Source organism: Porifericola rhodea, from assembly GCF_030506305.1.
Lineage (GTDB): Bacteria > Bacteroidota > Bacteroidia > Cytophagales > Cyclobacteriaceae > Catalinimonas > Catalinimonas rhodea.
On record NZ_CP119421.1, the window covers coordinates 1,706,168 to 1,723,129 of the forward strand.

Below are 16,962 nucleotides of genomic sequence, written 5' to 3' on the forward strand. Positions count from 1 at the left end.
ATTGCTAAATTACTTAAGCTTTACCCAGCGAATGTTTTCTTATTAACTGTCAATTCTTTCATCTAAAAAATACACAGGCTATGGAAGAAAAAATTATGACGCGGCACCCACATGACAAGAAAGGAGTTAACATACACAAAAGAAAGTATGATCTGATGAGCCAGGCAATTTTAGGAGCTTTATCTACTCAGACATCTCTCACCCACAAAGACTTGCTGGAAGCTGTTGAAGATCATTTACAAGAGCAGTTTGACGGATCTATCCCCTGGTACATGGAAACTGTAAAGCTGGATCTGGAAGCCAGAGACAAAATTGTACGCTTAACAGATAGAAAACCTGCCGAATATGCTTTAGTCTAAGTGGTAAGCCTGTTTTTCAGTTTACGACCAGCTTTAGGCTTTACTTTGTACTTGCGCTGAAAGTAGGCAATTACTACACTACCGACCATTGTGGGTAATAACCAGGCTATGTAGGCGGGTTGAGTTTGTACATTGGTCACTAGAAAGGCCGTAAAAGTAGCAATATAAGCTCCCGATATTCTTGTGATATGATACATCAACCATTGGTTAGCACTCATGGCTACCAAACCGGAGTAAATTCTAACATCTTTAACTATAAAAGCTAGTAAAATAATAGTAAATACCAGCACTACAGGCATAAACTCATTGAGGCTTTGCCCTGTATTACTGATTGTATTGACAGTCATATAGCCAGCCATTAGTACTGAAAACCCTATTAGCATCCAATCCCATTGTTTGGATTGGTTTTTCTGCTTTCTGGCCAGGCCTCGATATCCGGTGATGGTCATGTGAAATGTAAATACCCCTACCATAAATAAAAAAGGGTTATAACGTATTAGTGCGAGTAAAAAAGCTGATAACGCAACTACTACCATTGCCCATACATAAATTTTACCCGAATAACGATGCCATTTACCTCCTTTACGCGAGGCAAAAGCAAATACACCTACCACCAGAGCTATGAAGCCAGCCACAATGTGCAGAAAAAGACTGATGCTACGTATCGTTTCCATATGCTGTAATATTAGTTTGTGTGCTCAATCTAAACTGGAAGCAGCATGGCAAAAATTAAATTCTGATGAACGGGAATAATACAGGGATGAAATAGAAAAGGAATTGAGCTGGCTTGTTAAAACAATCCGTTACTTATTAGTATTGAGATAGAGACTTATCAGATTTTTTATCTTTAACTTAGCTAGATATGAAACAATGGATTTTTTCGTCTCTCGATGTACTTGGCCCCACTGCTGTTTCAGCCTTTTTAGTTTATGCGCTCGTTATTTTATATACCCGTATTTTTGGGCTTAGAAGCTTTTCTAAGATGTCCAGCTTTGATTTTGCCATGACGGTAGCGGTAGGTACGTTATTATCTTCTACCATTATCAATAAAAGTCCTAGTGTATTGCAGAGCGGTGTGGCACTCCTAAGCCTATACTTCTTACAATTTGTCGTAGCTATACTACGACGAAAGCTAAGCTGGTTCAGCAAGTCAGTAGACAATCAGCCTTTACTTTTAATGGAGGGGCCCAAAATTTTGCAGGAAAACTTACGAAAAGCTCAACTCTCTGAGGATGACCTACGCTCAAAACTAAGAGAAGCCAATGTGCTTAACTACCAACAGGTAAAAGCAGTAGTATTTGAAACTACCGGAGATGTGTCTGTACTACATACTGACAAAGAAAATCCACTGGATTGGGATATTCTAAAGAATGTAAAGCGAGCTTAGAGCTAACGATGTGAGTCGTCATTTTCCAGCATGCTCAGATAGCTATAGTATCTGCTGCCAGCCACGCGCCCTTCCTCTACCGCATCCATAACTGCGCAGCCCGGCTCGTGCGTATGTGTACAATTATGGAATTTGCACTCGCCCAGCAAATCTCTCATTTCAGGAAAATAATGGCTAAGCTCTCCTTCATTAATATCCATTAAGCCCAACTCTTTAATTCCGGGAGTGTCTATAATAAATGTCTCTTGTCCTATACCAAACATCTCTGCATAGGTAGTAGTATGGACACCCTTATTAGCAAAGCTGGATACTTCGGAGGTTTTCTGTTCTAGCGAAGGCTCTATCTGGTTGAGCAATGTAGATTTTCCAACACCAGAATGACCGGAAAACAAGCTGGTTTTATCTTGAAGTTGAGCTTTAACTTTTTCTATATCGGCTGAGTCAAATGCCGATAGCTCCATACAGGTGTAGCCTATACTGCTGTACATGGCTATTAACTCTTGCTGGTACTGCTGGTGCTCTGCTTCTAACAGGTCTTTTTTGTTAAATAGTATGAGTGCAGGAATCCTGAAAGAATCTGCAGAGACTAAAAAACGATCTATAAAACCAAGAGAAGTTTTAGGGTACACCAATGTTGCTACCAGCACTGCCTGATCTATATTGGTAGCTATTATATGGCCATGATGTTTTTTGTGGGTAGACTTACGGATGATGTAATTTTCTCTCGCTTCTATTTCGGTAATTACTCCGGTACCTTCTTCTCCTTCTTCCATTTCTACTACCACCTTATCTCCTACTGCAACCGGATTAGTAACTTTAAGGCCTTTAATTTTAAATTTCCCCCGCAAGCGACATGGGTACACGAGACCATCCTCCGCCAATACATTGTACCACGACCCTGTAGACTTAATTACTTTACCCTTCATACCCTTAGTTCTGTTGCGCTATATATTTCATAATCAGCTGAGTTGCTCCGGTGTTTTCGCTAACATACTGACGACACTCTTCGGCAGCCGCCAGTCGTTCCTCTTCGTTGTTAAAAAAGCGCTTAAATTTATCTCTTAGTTCCTTAAAGTCTCCGGCAGTAAAGGCTACTCCCTTTTTTAATAGTGCATTAGCTTCATTTACGTGCCTGTAGCTACGGTTACCAAAGAAAATAGGCATACCAAAAGTAGCAGGCTCCAATATGTTATGCAGGCTTCTGCCAAAAGCCCCACCTACATAAGCAAACTCACCATAACGGTACAGTGAGGTGAGCATCCCTACATTGTCTATAATTAATACCCGGTAGTTGCTAATAGTTTCTGTTTTAACTTTGGAGTAGCGTACTGTTTTATAAGGAAGTTCCTCTTCTATCTTCTGCAAAGCTTCTTCTTCAATATTATGAGGAGCAATGATAAACTTTATGTCATCTACAAATTCTTTCATAAAAGGCAGAAGAAGCTCCATATCTTCCGGCCAGCTGCTCCCAATTACCATAGCATGGCTATCACCTTTAAATGCTGCTGCCAGCTCGTTTTTAGGCGCATGGCGGCAAATATCTGCTACTCTGTCAAAGCGAGTATCGCCTGCCAGGCTTACGCTCTGTATGCCTATGCCTACCAGCAGATCTACTGTGTTTTGATCCTGCGCAAAAAAATAAGTGACCTTGCGTAGCATATTTCGGTAAAACCTACCATACCAACGGAAGGGTACCGCATTAGACTGAAAAAGTGTAGATACAGAGATAGAAGGTATATGGCGCTGTTTTAGCACACTTAAGTAGCCATACCAAAACTCATATCTTATAAAAAATGCTGCTTTTGGTTTTACATAGTTTAGAAATTTCTCAGCGTTCCTTTTCCCATCCAAAGGCAGATAGCACACCAGGTCGGCTCCTTCGTAATTTTTTCGTACATCGTAGCCGGAGGGAGAGAAAAAGGTAAGCACTATCTGTATTTTAGGATTTTGCTCTTTCATCTCTTCCATAAGCGGACGCCCCTGCTCAAACTCGCCAAGAGAGGCACAATGAAACCAGTAAACCGGCTGGCGCGGGTTACGGGTTTCGCTAAATTCTCTGAGTTGTTTAAAAAGTCCTCTTCTGCCTTGTAAAAACTTCCTGTTCTTAGCTGAAAAAGGATAGCTCATCCAGAGCAATACTCTGATCAGGCTTACGGCTATTCTGTAAAAAAACAATATTTTATCTATTTAAATACAAACCACAAAATACCAGCGGTGTAGCTTTTGGCTGGTGCTAGCAAATACAATGGCAATATATCACCTTGTTGTGGATTGTCGTTTTGTAAATCTACCTTTAAACAGATGAAATAAACGAATTTGCTTATTCACTGTTATGCTTTTTTCATAAAAAAAAGCCCTTCCGGTAAGAAGGGCCTTTCCTTAGATGAATATTTATTGCACCTTATTTTTTAGAAAGGTATTCAGATACACCTTCTCTTGTAGCTTTCATAGCTTCTTTACCTTCTTCCCAGTTAGCAGGGCAAACTTCACCGTGCTTCTCTACATACTGAAGTGCATCTACCAGACGAATAGTCTCGTCAATGTTTCTTCCTAAAGGAAGGTCATTGATAGTTTCGTGTCTTACTACGCCTTCTTTGTCAATAAGGAAAGTTCCACGGTAAGCCACTGGCTGGCCGTTAAATACAAGCTCTCCTTCTTCGTCGTAGTCATAGTCTCCGGCAAGCACGCCATATTTAGTAGCTACCACCTTAGCAGCATCCGCTACTACAGGATAAGTAACACCTTCTATACCACCCTGATCGCGTGGAGTCATCATCCAGGCCAGGTGAGTTTCTTCAGTGTCGCAAGAGCATCCTACTACTGCTACGTCACGCTTCTCAAACTCTGCCAGTTTCTCCTGGAAAGCAAGAATTTCAGTAGGGCAAACGAATGTAAAGTCTTTAGGGTAGAAGAAAAACGCAACGTATTTGTTGCCGATGTACTGATCAAGCGAAAAGTTTTCAACGATTTCCTCACCATTGATTACCGCGGGCGCATTGATCAAAGGAGCTTTTTTTCCTACTAATGACATAAGTTAATTTTAATTAAAATGAATATTCGGTTCTACTATTAATTACTTAATTTCTATATCCTGATCTGGCTCTTCTTTAAGGCCATTAATCTGCACATGTATATTACTGATTTTCAGGTTTTTGATATTCTTCTTTTGAAAGTACTGCTGAATTAGTTCATCCAGCCCTTCATCATGATAGTCAATAATCTCTTGCGTATTGGTACAGTAAATATGGCTATGTTGTTCCATATTCACATCGTAGCGCATAAAACCTGCATCGGAAGCCACCTTACCTGCCAGCCCATTGCTGACAAAGGTGTCCAGAGTTTTGTAGACCGTACCTAAAGAAATTGTAGGGTTGTGTGGTCTAACTACTTCAAAGATCCTTTCGGCAGTAGGGTGTTGGTTCATCGTCTGCATTAATGCCTGATAAACTACCATTCGCTGCTGGGTCGCTTTTAAGCCCACACTGCTAAGTTTTTCCCTTATCTCTTCTAACATTTCACTCATGAAGCCGCAAAGATATAAAAACTAGTTTTTGGAGAAAATTTCCTATGTAGAAATTTTTACTCCTTAATATTATTTATTTTCTCGTTAACTAATTGTTTTGTTGTGAGGAACGTTCCTTTATCGCTACTTTTTTTACGATTTTTTTAATAATCAGTTCTATCTCTCTTTTAAGCCTTCTCCCGCTTTTGCAACTCTGAATAATTCTTTTTACGAAATAGTTCGTAATAAGCTTGACAAGCTTCACATAATCCCCTATCATTATATTACGAAACAATTCGTAATACATGAAAAAAAATATTAAACCTTCAGAAAACGAGCTGGCTATCCTTCAGGTACTTTGGGAAAAAGGTCCGAGCACAGTAAGAACAGTCAATGAGCAACTTAGCCAGATAAAAACTGTCGGCTACACGACTACACTCAAGCTCTTGCAAATTATGCATGATAAAGGGCTTGTTGACCGGACTAGCGAAGGCGCTAAAGGCAGATCGCATATTTATAGCGCAGCAGTTAAAGAGGCTCAGGTCAATAACCACTTACTAGACCAATTTGTCAACCGGGTATTCAAAGGCTCTACCAGCCAGCTAGTTATGCGGGCTTTGGGTAGAAAAAATCCTTCTCAGGAAGAAATAAAGGAGATAAGACAATTTTTAGATAACATGAACAAAAGTGATGAGTCATGATTTTTTTGAGCCAAGCTTCTCCTCTCTATAACTTTTTTGAAGTTACAGGTATTGCTCTCCTGCATTCATTATGGCAAGGAGTGTTTTTTGCACTCCTGCTCTCGCTGCTGATTCGTTTAGTACCACAGTACCATTCCAGTTTACGTTTTGTACTGGCTATAAGCTGCCTTTTATTAATGCTCACGTCAATCGTTTTCACTTTTTATGTAGAATGGAATGCTACCACCTCATTTAAACCAATCGTGGCATCTTCAACTTTGGAAGGTGAGCTGGTTTTGCCGGAAGAAAGTTCTTTCACTCAGCCTAACGTACCTAATTTTTGGGAAGAGACTCTATTTAAGATACAAAGTATCTTTTATATGCTCACACAGAACGCGTATTGGATAGCATTGGCCTGGGCTACTGGTTGCTTGTTTTTTTGCCTGCGCTTAAGCTTCGGGCTGTGGCAGATCAAGCAATTGCGGCAAAACTACGCACCTTTTCCTAAGGAATGGCTGACAAAAGCAGATACACTTTGTAAAGTACTTCATATCAATAAGGTAGTATTTGGGCTTAGTGAATTACATAGCCCTTTAACGCTGGGCTGGTGGAAACCTATGGTATTACTCCCTGCCTCAATGCTTACTGCCTTGCCTGCCGAGCAGGTAGAGAGCATACTATTGCATGAGATGGCTCATATTCGCCGCCATGACTACTTATGGAACCTGCTGCAATCAGTAACAGAAGTGATTCTCTTTTTTCATCCGGCTTACTGGTATATCGCCTCTGTTCTGGAGCAGGAAAGGGAGCATTCCTGTGACCAGATTACTGTAAAAATTACGGGCAAGCCCCAGATTTACGCACAGGCTTTATTAGCAGTAGCCAGCCTGCCCGCAAAAGTTTCACCTATGGCCTTATCTGCAAAAGGACGCTCTGGCCTATCGGAGCGTATTAAGCAAATAGTACTGCCGGACTACCAAAAGAAAAGTATTCAACCTCTCCCCTTCTTATTAGGCTTTTGTCTACTGACTTGTTTGCTATTTGCCTTTACATTTAAAAACCCTTTTGAAGAGCAACTACTAGGTAAGCCTGAGATCAATTCTTTATCGTACGATTCAGTACGAACTCCAGACTACATAGATTATAGTAGAAGATGGTACGGTAATTCTGGTGTTCCCCTTTATAGAGAGCTGGCAAGGTACTCCAGCAACACTAGCAATATGCTGGTAGGTATGTCGGAAAGCAGTAATACAAATATCAACCCATGGACATATTTTAAAAACGATGCGCTTTATTTATTGGACGGAATTGTAGTGGATGTACCAGAACAGATATTGATGCAAGATATTGCAAAAATAGAAGTCTATCATCAGCCAATACCCTCTGTTTTTCAAAACCTTCGTTCGCAACCTTATAATACGGTAGTGAACGTATTAACTGAAATTCCTGCAGCAGATGCTGCCAAGAACACAATTACTGTTAGTGGTTTTGTTAGAACCAAAAAAGATGGTAAAATACTCTCCATAACTAATACAAAAGTACAGGTAAAAAGCACCGGCAAACTTACTGTTACTAATGCCAATGGCCTCTATGAGTTTAGGGCAGTAGGTAAAAACGACACGCTTTTGTTCTATTCACTTTATGACACAGGTACAACGCAGGTAGCTGTCAACAATAGGGAACACCTTAGTATACAGGTGCATACTCCGAGAAGATTAAAAAACCGAGCCAATAAAATAATTGATCAACGTATGTCCCCTGCAAATCTGGAAAAAGATCTACAGGCTATAAATAGTAAGCTGACATTTAAAGACTCATCCATATATGAAGTGATGATAAAAAGATTATTCATTGACCCTAAAGACAATATGGCTAAACTTATATCCAATACTCCTTATTCTCAGGATGATGATCTAAGAACATACTATTCTTTAAGTAATTCTGAATTTCTTTTCACCTTAGATGGTGTAGTAAGAGATCCTCGTACAGTGAGTAGTCAATCTATAAAAGACATAAGATTTAAGACACAAAATCTAACAAAAGAGTATCTGGTTGAGGCTCATGCTACATCTAAACAGGCTACTATTGACAGCACAGATGAAAAGATGAATATCATCAGTGGACAGGTGGTTGATGAAGAAGAAGGACAGCCTATTGTAGCAGCGAACGTATTAATTGATGGTACTACAATAGGTACGCTTACCGATGCAGATGGAAAGTTCAGGCTTGAGAGCAGAGAAAAGATTCAAAGTTTTTCTGTTAACAGTATAGGTTACCATAAACGACTGATACCTACACAGCAAAAAGTTCTGCATGATATAAAGCTGCGCTCATTAAACTTTGCTACCCCTCCCGCAACTGAAGATAGCATGGTCCTTATTGTTGATGGCGAAGTACGCCGTGATATCGCCTCTTTAGAACAGCTAAACCTGCCCCCTACCTCTATCAGGCGTATAAATGTAATGCCAAGTAAGGCTGCTGGGGAGTTTTTAACGCCAGATCAGCAAAAACAGACTTCCAAAGTAATAGTAATAGAAACCAACAAAATATATGCTGCTCCAGACCATACCGCCAGAGGAAAAGTGGTTGACGCACAAAGCAGGAAACCAAGGCTGCGCTCATTAAACTTTGCTACCCCTCCCGCAACTGAAGATAGCATGGTCCTTATTGTTGATGGCGAAGTACGCCATGATATCGCCTCTTTAGAACAGTTAAACCTGCCCCCTGCCTCTATCAGGCGTATAGATGTAATGCCAGGTAAGGCTGCTGGGGAGTTTTTAACACCAGATCCGCAAAAACAGACTTCAAAAGTAATAGTAATAGAAACCAACAAAATATATGCTGCTCCAGACCATACCGCCAGAGGAAAAGTGGTTGACGCACAAAGCAGGAAACCTTTATCTGGTGTAGAGATTAGTGCTTTAGAGAATGAGAAGCTTAAAGTTTATACTGATGAAAATGGAAACTATGAGCTCCCCTTACATTCAAACACTAAATTTGTTCTGCATAATATAGATGGGTATATGCCATTTGTAATAGAAAGAAAAGCTGTAAACACCTTTAAAAATCATACTTACATCCCATTAAACAGGCAGTCTGATGAAAGTGGGACTTTGCTTGAAAGTAGCCTTAGAGTCTTCCCCAACCCTGGAGATGAGGAGATTAAAGTAAGTTTTAAGTTGTGGGAAGCTACCTCTGTAAAGCTGGAATTACTTAATAGACAGGGCAGGTTGCTATTTTCCAGAGAGTATACTTACCCTTCTGCAGGAGACAAAGAACTTGTAGTACCGTCTGAGCAGTTAGCAGCAGATACTTACATAGTTCGGCTTACCCATAACGGCAAAAGCATAAGCAGACAAATTATTCTAAAATAGGTTAATAAATAAGGCTGAGTAGCTAAAAAAACTACTCAGCCTTATAATTAAGAAGCCTGTCAGGCCTAAGCATCTTTATAATGTACACTTGGCAGGCTTCTCAGTCGCTCAGCACTGGATTCTGCTGTAATATCTCTCTGTGGGTCGCCCAACATCTCGTACCCTACCATAAATTTTTTGACGGTGGCTGAGCGTAGCAGTGGGGGATAAAAATGATGGTGGAAGTGCCACTCTTTATGCTCCAGACCATCGGTAGGTGCCTGATGTATACCGGCAGAGTAAGGAAAAGAGGTTTCAAACAGGTTATCATATAAAATGGTAAGTTGCTTAAGCATCTCCGCATAGGCCTGCTTTTCTTCCTCTGTAAACTGTAATATGTTTTGGATATGCCGCTTGCTGATCAGCATGGTTTCAAAAGGCCATACTGCCCAAAATGGCACTAGCGTGATAAAGTGCTCATTTTCCAGCACGATGCGCTCCTGCTCCTCCTGCTCCAGTTGTATGTAGTCTGCCAGCAAACTATTACCATATTTTTGCAGGTAGTCTCCCTGATGTTTGCCTACCACTGCTGGCTCCAGAGGTACAGTGCTCTGTGCCCAAATTTGTCCATGAGGGTGAGGATTGCTACAACCCATCATCTGTCCTTTGTTCTCAAAAATCTGCACGTAATTAATCTCAGGGTGACTACCCAGCTCCTCATATTCTTTTTGCCACAGCTCTATTACTTTTACAATGGCGGTAGTTTCCATCTGCGGAAGGGTGAGATCGTGACGTGGAGAAAAGCAGATTACTTTACAGATTCCTTTTTCACTCTGTGCCCTTATCAGGTTACCTTTTTCTATGCTTCCGCTGGGAACATCTTCTTTAAGCGCCGCAAAATCATTAGTAAACACATAAGTACTTTCGTACTGAGGGTTTTTTTCCCCTCCTGCTCTCTCGTTGCCGGGGCACAAGTAGCATTTAGGGTCGTACTTTGGCCGCACCGTTTCATCTTTTTTTTCTACCTGCCCCTGCCAGGGACGCTTCATACGATGGGGCGATACCAGTACATATTCTCCAGAGAGAGGATTATACCTCCGGTGTGGGTGTTCGTTCAGGTCAAAATTCATCATAAAAAATTGAGCATTACAGTTAAAAAACAGCTAATACATCTATTACTGGCCTAAATCTAACACCTCTGTACCCTTAACTATATCTCCTATATATACTTTTAGCTCTCTCCGAAATCTTTGCTGATATTCCTGCTCTATATCCATAGTCATTTCTGCGAGAGCCTCTTCTTTAACCAGGTTGATGGTGCAGCCTCCGAAGCCTCCGCCCATCATCCGCGCTCCCAGCACATTATCATCTTCTCGTGTTAAGTCAACCAGAAAATCCAGCTCTTCGCAACTTACTTCATACTCTTTACTCAAGCCCTCGTGCGATTCGTACATCTTCTGCCCAAAACCCAGCAAATCGTTCTGCTGTAGTAGTTCGCATGCCTCTTCTACCCTTTTGTTTTCTTCAACTACGTAGCGACAGCGTCGGTATACTACTTCGTCCATCATGGTACGAAAGCGGGTCAGAGTATCCAGATCTACATCTCTCAGGCTTTTAATGTCCAATTCCTGCTCCTTAAGCTTTGCTACGCCTTCTTCGCACTGCTGCCGGCGAACGTTGTACTCAGAGGAAGCCAGCGAATGGCTAATATTGGTATCCAGCAACACAATTTTATGACCACTGATCTGGAAGGGAATCATATCATACGCCAATGAGCGGCAGTCCAGCTTTATCAGTTGATGACGCTCGCCAAACATATTGGCAAACTGGTCCATAATACCACATTGCACGCCTACGTATTCGTTTTCTGCTTTTTGTGATAGCTGTGCGATGGTCTTTTTATCCAACCCCAGCTCAAATATATGGTTAAGCCCGCTGGCCAGACCACATTCCAGCGCGGCAGAAGATGACATACCTGCGCCTTTGGGAATGTCTCCCCCAAAGACACAGTCGAAACCTTTAATAGTGTGCCCAGCTTTTTGCAGCTGATCTACTACCCCCAATATGTAGTTAACCCAGTCATGAGCTGAGCGCTGAAATGCTTCAGGGTCAAAATCCACGCTTTCGCGCATATCATATGAGTACACCCGGCAACGGGGCTGATCATTGGGTGCCAGGGCAAACACCATTTCTTTATTAATAGCCGCAGGAAGTACAAAGCCCTCATTATAGTCTGTATGTTCTCCAATCAGGTTTACCCTGCCGGGGGCACGCACTACACTGGGCTGCCTTTCGTATAGTTCAATAAATTTGTTTTGAATGATGGAATACTCCATAAAAAATTAATTACCAGTAAATAATATATAGGGCTGCTAAAATACCACAGATCAGCAGGGCTCCTATGTTAAACTTAGGACTACTTTTAAAAAGTTTTCTATCCACTTCAATCGCGTTAGGCTGATCTTTGCCCTTAGACTCTATCATACTAATTCCGATGATAATCGCAGCCAGGATCAGGAATACAATTCCCATACGGTTGATAAATGGTAGATCAGGCGTAACAAATTTGAAAAGTGTAGATAATGGAATAGTCAGAATTGCAGCGGAAAGTGCTGCGTTAGGAGTTGTTTTCTTCCAGAATACGCCAAACACGAAGATGGCAAATACCCCAGGAGATACAAAGCCGGTATACTCCTGAATAAACTGAAACGCCTGACCTAAAACGCTTAGCGCAGGTGCCACCAGGCAGGCAATTAAAAATGCTACTACTACTACTATTCTACCTGTTCTTACCAGAGCCTGCTCAGAAGCACCTTTATTTATATAGTTTCTGTAGATATCCATGGTAAAAATAGTAGAAGTACTATTTGCCATAGATGCAAGTGAAGATACAATAGCCGCAGTTAATGCAGCAAAGGCGACTCCTTTAAGGCCGTTAGGTAACAGGTTTAGCAGTGAGGGATAAGCCCGGTCAGGTTTAATAAAGCCAGTTTCAGGATCAGTCATGATCTGCGTAAATGAACCTGATAACTCTTCGTTCTGCACAATCACATATGCAGCAATACCTGGTATTACTACAATTAGTGGAATAAGTAGCTTAAGGAAACCGGCGAATACTACACCTCTCTGCGCATGATCCAGGTTTTTGGCTGCTAAAGCGCGCTGAGTAATGTATTGGTTAAAACCCCAGTAACTCAGGTTTACGATCCACATACCCCCGATTAGTACACTTAGCCCCGGCAGGTCCTGATATGCATCACGAGTTCCACCTTGCCCATCCGGTATCATCATCTGCCCTTCGTTTAGTATCATATGAAAATGCTTGGGAGCCTCATCTCTCAGTCGGGCCAAACCACCCAGAACATCACCATTTCCAACCACTTCAAGAGCCAGGTAGGTAGTGGCTAACCCCCCCAATACCAGAAATATTACCTGAATTACGTCTGTCCAGGCTACTGCTGTAAGTCCACCATATATAGAGTACAAAAGGGCAAAAGCTGCCAGAGCATAAATTGCATACTGAAAAGGAAAGCCTATTACGGTTTCTATACTTAGTGCCCCCAGGTAGATGACCGAAGTCAGGTTTACAAATACATATACCAGCAGCCAGAATACCGCCATTACTGTTCTTACGGTATTGTTGTAGCGGTCGGCAAGAAATTGCGGCATAGTGTAGATGCCCTTTTTAATATATACCGGCAAGAAGAATTTCCCTACCACCAGTAAGGTTGCAGCGGCCATCCACTCATAAGTGGAGATTGCCAGGCCTAGCGCATAGCCCGAGCCCGACATACCTATAAACTGTTCGGCAGAAATGTTTGAGGCTATTAGTGAGGCACCTATGGCCCACCAGGGTAGAGAGCGACTGGCAAGAAAATAATCCTGAGCATCTTTTTTGTGTCCTTTTTTATCTCTGGATACCCAAAGCCCAAGACCTATAATAAACAGGCAGTAGCCTATGAACACCCCAAAGTCAAGTGCGGAAAAACCCATGTTTTATCTTTTTAAGTAGTTTGGTTATGTTAGTCAGTGTTACAAGTATAATCAATTTAGTGCAGCCGTGTGCGGCAGTTAAATGCTCTACTGGCAAAAATTACATACTATTCATCATAATTTGCGAACTCACATCCATTTCTTTTGTACAAATGCTTATTATTTATTGCTTCTTGCCCGCCAGTAAATTTCATAAAACTTAAAGAGTAGCAGATAAATTATTCTACTGGGTGCTGCGTTAGCTTTTAAGCATCCAAAAAAATTTAGCAAAGCAATTTATGAAAGTAGTATTTTCCTGTAGCCTGTTTTTTTTCATGTCTGTTTTAAACTTGTACTCTCCTTTAAGAGCACAGGAGCAATATGAAGAATACTTTGCCGATGGGCAGTTAAAGCTAAGCGGACAGCAGCTGAATGGGCTCAAAAGTGGAGAGTGGAAATATTATTTTCCGGATGGCACTTTAAATGCCGTAGAAAACTATCAGGCAGGTAAGCTCCACGGTCAGGTCAGGTACTATAATTTTAATGGCGAATTAATAGCTATTGAAAACTGGCACCATGACTTACAGGAAGATAGCGCCATTTACTACCACTCTAACGGACAGCTTGAGAAAAAAGGCATTTTTAAGAAAGGACTATACGAGGGCAAATGGATATTCTTTTATGAAGATGGCAACCGTAAGCGAACTGGTTATTACAAAGAGGGTTTACCTTCTGGCAAGTGGATTTTTTATCAGGAAAATGGAAATTTATTGCAGGAAGGTAGCTACCAGGCAGGACTGGAAGAAGGAGAGTGGAAGTTCTATGACAAAAAGGGCCGTCTGGAGTATATAGGTCAGTACCAGAAAGGCAAACGAAGCGGTAAATGGTTTTACGTGGATAAAAAAGGGCGCAAAGAGGAAGTTAGTTATGAGTAAGTGGATGACTTATCTGCTCCAGATTTCTTTAAGATCACTTATTTTTTCTTCTTTATCCGGTTCGCATACAAACAATAGTTCTCCCTCGCAGTCGTAAACTGTGTTGCCAGCACAGGTACAGCACAAAGCACCACTTATTTGTGCTACAAAAACCTGCTTATTGTTAAAAGTACCTTGCTCTACCTTATAAAGCTGGCAATAGTAGCTTTCAGAATCCGATTGCCCCTCATCTACCATTTCCTTTAGCCAGGGTAAATCTTGCATAGGATTGGTAGTGCCACATATTTCAGACAAGGCGGCCTCTCCTTCTAACGGGGGGTACTCAATTTCCTGACAGGCAAGCAAGAGGCACAACGACAGCAGTAAGACAACATGGTTCATAGCTTTGGGGATTTACTATTTTCATAATGACCCTAAAGCACTACTTATAGTTGGAACATTTACCCTCTGAGCTCAAAAATAAGCATTAACAAAAAGAAAAGATTAAGGCTTAGGCCCGAAATCATGTTCAGGCGCATAGTATTTCTGAAGTTAGCTTCTTTAGTATCGCGCACTACTCGCGCGTACCAAAGAAAAGAGTAAGCTAGTAAGGGTAGTAGAAATACCATGTAAGCTACACTATGCCATGCACTATAGTAATAACTGTAAAAGGTAATAAAGCCTATGGCTGCCACCGTAAACACGATCATGGTGAAGTGAAATGTTCCCTTTACACCCAAAACGTAACTTAGTGTATAGTCTCCTCTCCTGGCATCCTCCTCGTGTTGGTATACCTGCGTCATAGGATAAGAGCCCCACAACATCAGGCTGCTTAAAAAGGCAGGCAGCAGTAAGGGTACTTCTGTAAAAACCAGAAACCCTTTATGGTGTACTCCCACGTTTGCCATTAGCCAGGTAAAACATCCTTGAAAAAATCCTGCGATAAACCAGCTACCCACTGCATATTTTTTTAACCTGACGGAGGGGTGACTATAAGCTTTGCTTACCAACCCGTATACCAGCAGCATGACTGAAAACTGCCAACTGATAAGTAGCCCCAGGGCAAGGGCCAGGGCATCTAGGAGCAATGCTACCCAGTACAGCTCTTTACTTACCGGAGGAGGGTTTTTGAGCCCTCCTATACTACCTTTGTCTTTATCGAAGTAACTATTATATGCATTGCTGGCAGGGTAGAGTAAAAAATGAAGGATAAAAAAGACTAGTACTGTAGGTAAAACTTGGGTAGGTGGCTCCACACTTATCGCAAACAGAAATACCGGAAGCAGAAAAAATGAAAAAGGGATGCGCAGGTGTAGTATCGTAGATTTGCTTACCATCAGCGGTAGAATTGCAAAAAACCGAACAAGTTAAGCCTGCTATAGTTATTAAATATCATCAACCAATTATTTTTTCAATTATGAGTGGTTTACTTTATCTAATAGCCATTATCCTTTTAATAGGCTGGCTACTAGGATTTTTTGTTTTTAGTGTGGGTAAGTTTATCCATATTTTGTTAGTTATCGCGATTATAGCGATACTTTTCCGACTAATCAGAGGCAGAGGGATATAGCTAGAGCGCCGGAGGCTAAAATAGCTTCCGGCTATATATTTTTAGCCTCATTCCAGTACGCATCCATTTCGTTGAGTGTCATATCCCCTAATGCTTTTCCTTCCTGCTTTGCTTTTTCTTCCAGGTAGTTAAACCTTTTAATAAACTTCTTATTGCTTCTCTCCAGCGCTTCTTCTGGATTAATGCCTGTAAAGCGTGCATAGTTTACAAGTGAAAAGAGTAGGTCTCCGAACTCTTCCTGCATCTGTTCCTGTTTGCTGGCTTCCTCTTCTACTCTAAACTCTTCCATTTCTTCCTGCACTTTTTCCCACACCTGCTTTTTGTTTTCCCAGTCAAAGCCTACACCCCGAGCTTTATCTTGTATACGCATTGCTTTTACTAATGCTGGCAAAGACTTGGGCACACCGCCTAAAACTGTTTTTTTGCTATTTCCTTTTTCTTTAAGCTTAATCTGCTCCCAGTTTCGCTCTACAGTCTCTGCGTCATTAGCGTCTACATCTCCATAAATATGTGGGTGGCGTACTATTAGCTTTTCGCATATGCTATTAAGTACATCGGCTATATCAAAGGCTTGCTTTTCGGAGGCTATTTTGGCATAAAAAACAATATGCAAAGCCAGGTCGCCCAACTCTTTTTTTATTTCAGGTAAGTCCGCTTCTATAATGGCATCTGACAGCTCGTAGGTTTCTTCTATTGTTAGGTGGCGAAGGCTCTCCAGGGTCTGTTTGCGATCCCAGGGGCACTTTGCTCTCAGCTCGTCCATTATTGTAAGTAGTCGGTCAAATGCCTTTAAAGCTCCCGCTCTTTGGTGTTCGCTCATAAGATAATTATTCTGGTTCGGTAGGCTTTCTGCCTACTAATTCCTAAAGTAAACTCACTAATTCTCAATCAAAAATAAGTAATAGAAACTTTGGTTCTAAGGAGTTCGTTTTAACTTTGTATTTAAAATAGCAGAAAATCATAAGCTTATGACAACGATACTATTAGGAATAGGATTTCTGGGACTCTTTTTCGTACTGATGTGCGTGCGCCTGATCTTTCTTAAAGATGGAGAGTTCAAAGGTACCTGCGCATCTCAGAGTCCTTTTCTGAATAAGGAAGGAGCCACCTGCGGATACTGCGGTAAGGAAGTAGGAAAAGATACTCAATGTGGTAATCCTGATTCAGAAGTAAATAAGGTATTAGCTAAGTTTAACTAACCTTTTTCTTAGTTTGCAGCCTATCT

At 41.3% G+C, this 16,962-nt stretch carries 18 protein-coding genes; 7 read left to right on the plus strand and 11 right to left on the minus strand.

The window, feature by feature from the left end; all coding sequences use genetic code 11:
- Positions 1-80: 80 nt before the first annotated feature.
- Positions 81-359, plus strand: coding sequence for a DUF6958 family protein (locus PZB74_RS06970; protein ID WP_302241704.1), 279 nt, complete (start codon positions 81-83; stop codon positions 357-359).
- Here PZB74_RS06970 and PZB74_RS06975 read toward each other — a convergent pair.
- Positions 356-1,033, minus strand: a complete 678-nt coding sequence (locus PZB74_RS06975) for a DUF2306 domain-containing protein (RefSeq protein ID WP_302241705.1) — start codon at positions 1,031-1,033, stop codon at positions 356-358. The genes PZB74_RS06970 and PZB74_RS06975 overlap by 4 nt on opposite strands.
- 188 nt (positions 1,034-1,221) lie before the next feature.
- Here PZB74_RS06975 and PZB74_RS06980 point away from each other — a divergent pair, with 188 nt between their 5' ends.
- Positions 1,222-1,746 (plus strand): DUF421 domain-containing protein, encoded by a 525-nt coding sequence (locus PZB74_RS06980; protein WP_302241706.1) that lies wholly within the window; start codon positions 1,222-1,224, stop codon positions 1,744-1,746.
- 2 nt (positions 1,747-1,748) lie between these two features.
- On the opposite strand, the gene rsgA is transcribed toward PZB74_RS06980, so the two are convergent.
- The 4 genes from rsgA to PZB74_RS07000 form a co-directional block, all read right to left on the minus strand.
- On the minus strand, positions 1,749-2,672 hold the full coding sequence (gene rsgA, locus PZB74_RS06985; protein WP_302241709.1) for a ribosome small subunit-dependent GTPase A: 924 nt from the start codon (positions 2,670-2,672) through the stop codon (positions 1,749-1,751).
- 4 nt (positions 2,673-2,676) lie between these two features.
- Positions 2,677-3,921: a 3-deoxy-D-manno-octulosonic acid transferase gene (locus PZB74_RS06990; RefSeq protein ID WP_302241711.1), complete on the minus strand. Its 1,245-nt coding sequence runs from the start codon at positions 3,919-3,921 to the stop codon at positions 2,677-2,679.
- A gap of 226 nt (positions 3,922-4,147) precedes the next feature.
- A complete protein-coding gene (locus PZB74_RS06995) occupies positions 4,148-4,777 on the minus strand; it encodes a peroxiredoxin (RefSeq protein WP_302241713.1) in 630 nt (209 codons plus the stop codon).
- Positions 4,778-4,819: 42 nt separating this feature from the next.
- Positions 4,820-5,269 carry a Fur family transcriptional regulator gene (locus PZB74_RS07000; RefSeq protein WP_302241715.1) on the minus strand — a complete coding sequence of 150 codons (450 nt, stop codon included), beginning with the start codon at positions 5,267-5,269 and terminating at the stop codon, positions 4,820-4,822.
- Positions 5,270-5,553: 284 nt separating this feature from the next.
- On the opposite strand from PZB74_RS07000, the gene PZB74_RS07005 reads away from it, so the two are divergent.
- Together PZB74_RS07005 and PZB74_RS07010 are read left to right on the plus strand one after the other, a co-directional pair.
- Entirely contained in the window at positions 5,554-5,949 is a 396-nt protein-coding gene (locus PZB74_RS07005; RefSeq protein WP_302241717.1) for a BlaI/MecI/CopY family transcriptional regulator, read from the plus strand.
- Between the two features lie 176 nt (positions 5,950-6,125).
- The gene (locus PZB74_RS07010; protein WP_302241719.1) at positions 6,126-9,302 is read left to right on the plus strand and encodes a carboxypeptidase-like regulatory domain-containing protein; all 3,177 of its coding nucleotides are present in this window, start codon (positions 6,126-6,128) and stop codon (positions 9,300-9,302) included.
- A gap of 65 nt (positions 9,303-9,367) precedes the next feature.
- Here PZB74_RS07010 and PZB74_RS07015 read toward each other — a convergent pair whose 3' ends face one another.
- The 3 genes from PZB74_RS07015 to PZB74_RS07025 are packed head-to-tail and all read right to left on the minus strand — an operon-like array spanning position 9,368 to position 13,274.
- On the minus strand, positions 9,368-10,414 hold the full coding sequence (locus tag PZB74_RS07015) for a UDP-glucose--hexose-1-phosphate uridylyltransferase (protein WP_302241721.1): 1,047 nt from the start codon (positions 10,412-10,414) through the stop codon (positions 9,368-9,370).
- A gap of 42 nt (positions 10,415-10,456) precedes the next feature.
- A complete protein-coding gene (locus PZB74_RS07020) occupies positions 10,457-11,617 on the minus strand; it encodes a galactokinase (RefSeq protein ID WP_302241723.1) in 1,161 nt (386 codons plus the stop codon).
- A gap of 10 nt (positions 11,618-11,627) precedes the next feature.
- Positions 11,628-13,274, minus strand: coding sequence for a sodium/sugar symporter (locus tag PZB74_RS07025; protein WP_302241724.1), 1,647 nt, complete (start codon positions 13,272-13,274; stop codon positions 11,628-11,630).
- A gap of 278 nt (positions 13,275-13,552) precedes the next feature.
- On the opposite strand from PZB74_RS07025, the gene PZB74_RS07030 reads away from it, so the two are divergent.
- On the plus strand, positions 13,553-14,188 hold the full coding sequence (locus tag PZB74_RS07030) for a toxin-antitoxin system YwqK family antitoxin (protein ID WP_302241726.1): 636 nt from the start codon (positions 13,553-13,555) through the stop codon (positions 14,186-14,188).
- A gap of 9 nt (positions 14,189-14,197) precedes the next feature.
- On the opposite strand, the gene PZB74_RS07035 is transcribed toward PZB74_RS07030, so the two are convergent.
- Both PZB74_RS07035 and PZB74_RS07040 read right to left on the minus strand, forming a co-directional pair.
- On the minus strand, positions 14,198-14,569 hold the full coding sequence (locus PZB74_RS07035; RefSeq protein ID WP_302241728.1) for a hypothetical protein: 372 nt from the start codon (positions 14,567-14,569) through the stop codon (positions 14,198-14,200).
- Positions 14,570-14,628: 59 nt separating this feature from the next.
- Positions 14,629-15,504, minus strand: coding sequence for a UbiA family prenyltransferase (locus PZB74_RS07040; RefSeq protein WP_302241730.1), 876 nt, complete (start codon positions 15,502-15,504; stop codon positions 14,629-14,631).
- Between the two features lie 80 nt (positions 15,505-15,584).
- On the opposite strand from PZB74_RS07040, the gene PZB74_RS07045 reads away from it, so the two are divergent.
- Complete coding sequence (locus PZB74_RS07045; protein ID WP_302241731.1) at positions 15,585-15,737, plus strand: lmo0937 family membrane protein; 153 nt, start codon at positions 15,585-15,587, stop codon at positions 15,735-15,737.
- 31 nt (positions 15,738-15,768) lie between these two features.
- On the opposite strand, the gene mazG is transcribed toward PZB74_RS07045, so the two are convergent.
- A complete protein-coding gene (gene mazG / locus PZB74_RS07050; protein ID WP_302241732.1) occupies positions 15,769-16,557 on the minus strand; it encodes a nucleoside triphosphate pyrophosphohydrolase in 789 nt (262 codons plus the stop codon).
- A 148-nt stretch (positions 16,558-16,705) separates the two neighbouring features.
- On the opposite strand from mazG, the gene PZB74_RS07055 reads away from it, so the two are divergent.
- Positions 16,706-16,936 carry a hypothetical protein gene (locus PZB74_RS07055; protein WP_302241733.1) on the plus strand — a complete coding sequence of 77 codons (231 nt, stop codon included), beginning with the start codon at positions 16,706-16,708 and terminating at the stop codon, positions 16,934-16,936.
- Positions 16,937-16,962 lie beyond the last annotated feature (26 nt).

Bases quoted from the DNA above. Each gene is read 5' to 3' on its own strand.
- PZB74_RS06970 (WP_302241704.1), top strand. From the start codon at position 81: ATGGAAGAAAAAATTATGACGCGGCACCCACATGACAAGAAAGGAGTT.
- PZB74_RS06975 (WP_302241705.1), bottom strand. From the start codon at position 1,033: ATGGAAACGATACGTAGCATCAGTCTTTTTCTGCACATTGTGGCTGGC.
- PZB74_RS06980 (WP_302241706.1), top strand. From the start codon at position 1,222: ATGAAACAATGGATTTTTTCGTCTCTCGATGTACTTGGCCCCACTGCT.
- rsgA (WP_302241709.1), bottom strand. From the start codon at position 2,672: ATGAAGGGTAAAGTAATTAAGTCTACAGGGTCGTGGTACAATGTATTG.
- PZB74_RS06995 (WP_302241713.1), bottom strand. From the start codon at position 4,777: ATGTCATTAGTAGGAAAAAAAGCTCCTTTGATCAATGCGCCCGCGGTA.
- PZB74_RS07000 (WP_302241715.1), bottom strand. From the start codon at position 5,269: ATGAGTGAAATGTTAGAAGAGATAAGGGAAAAACTTAGCAGTGTGGGC.
- PZB74_RS07005 (WP_302241717.1), top strand. From the start codon at position 5,554: ATGAAAAAAAATATTAAACCTTCAGAAAACGAGCTGGCTATCCTTCAG.
- PZB74_RS07010 (WP_302241719.1), top strand. From the start codon at position 6,126: ATGCTCACGTCAATCGTTTTCACTTTTTATGTAGAATGGAATGCTACC.
- PZB74_RS07015 (WP_302241721.1), bottom strand. From the start codon at position 10,414: ATGATGAATTTTGACCTGAACGAACACCCACACCGGAGGTATAATCCT.
- PZB74_RS07020 (WP_302241723.1), bottom strand. From the start codon at position 11,617: ATGGAGTATTCCATCATTCAAAACAAATTTATTGAACTATACGAAAGG.
- PZB74_RS07025 (WP_302241724.1), bottom strand. From the start codon at position 13,274: ATGGGTTTTTCCGCACTTGACTTTGGGGTGTTCATAGGCTACTGCCTG.
- PZB74_RS07030 (WP_302241726.1), top strand. From the start codon at position 13,553: ATGAAAGTAGTATTTTCCTGTAGCCTGTTTTTTTTCATGTCTGTTTTA.
- PZB74_RS07035 (WP_302241728.1), bottom strand. From the start codon at position 14,569: ATGAACCATGTTGTCTTACTGCTGTCGTTGTGCCTCTTGCTTGCCTGT.
- PZB74_RS07040 (WP_302241730.1), bottom strand. From the start codon at position 15,504: ATGGTAAGCAAATCTACGATACTACACCTGCGCATCCCTTTTTCATTT.
- PZB74_RS07045 (WP_302241731.1), top strand. From the start codon at position 15,585: ATGAGTGGTTTACTTTATCTAATAGCCATTATCCTTTTAATAGGCTGG.
- mazG (WP_302241732.1), bottom strand. From the start codon at position 16,557: ATGAGCGAACACCAAAGAGCGGGAGCTTTAAAGGCATTTGACCGACTA.
- PZB74_RS07055 (WP_302241733.1), top strand. From the start codon at position 16,706: ATGACAACGATACTATTAGGAATAGGATTTCTGGGACTCTTTTTCGTA.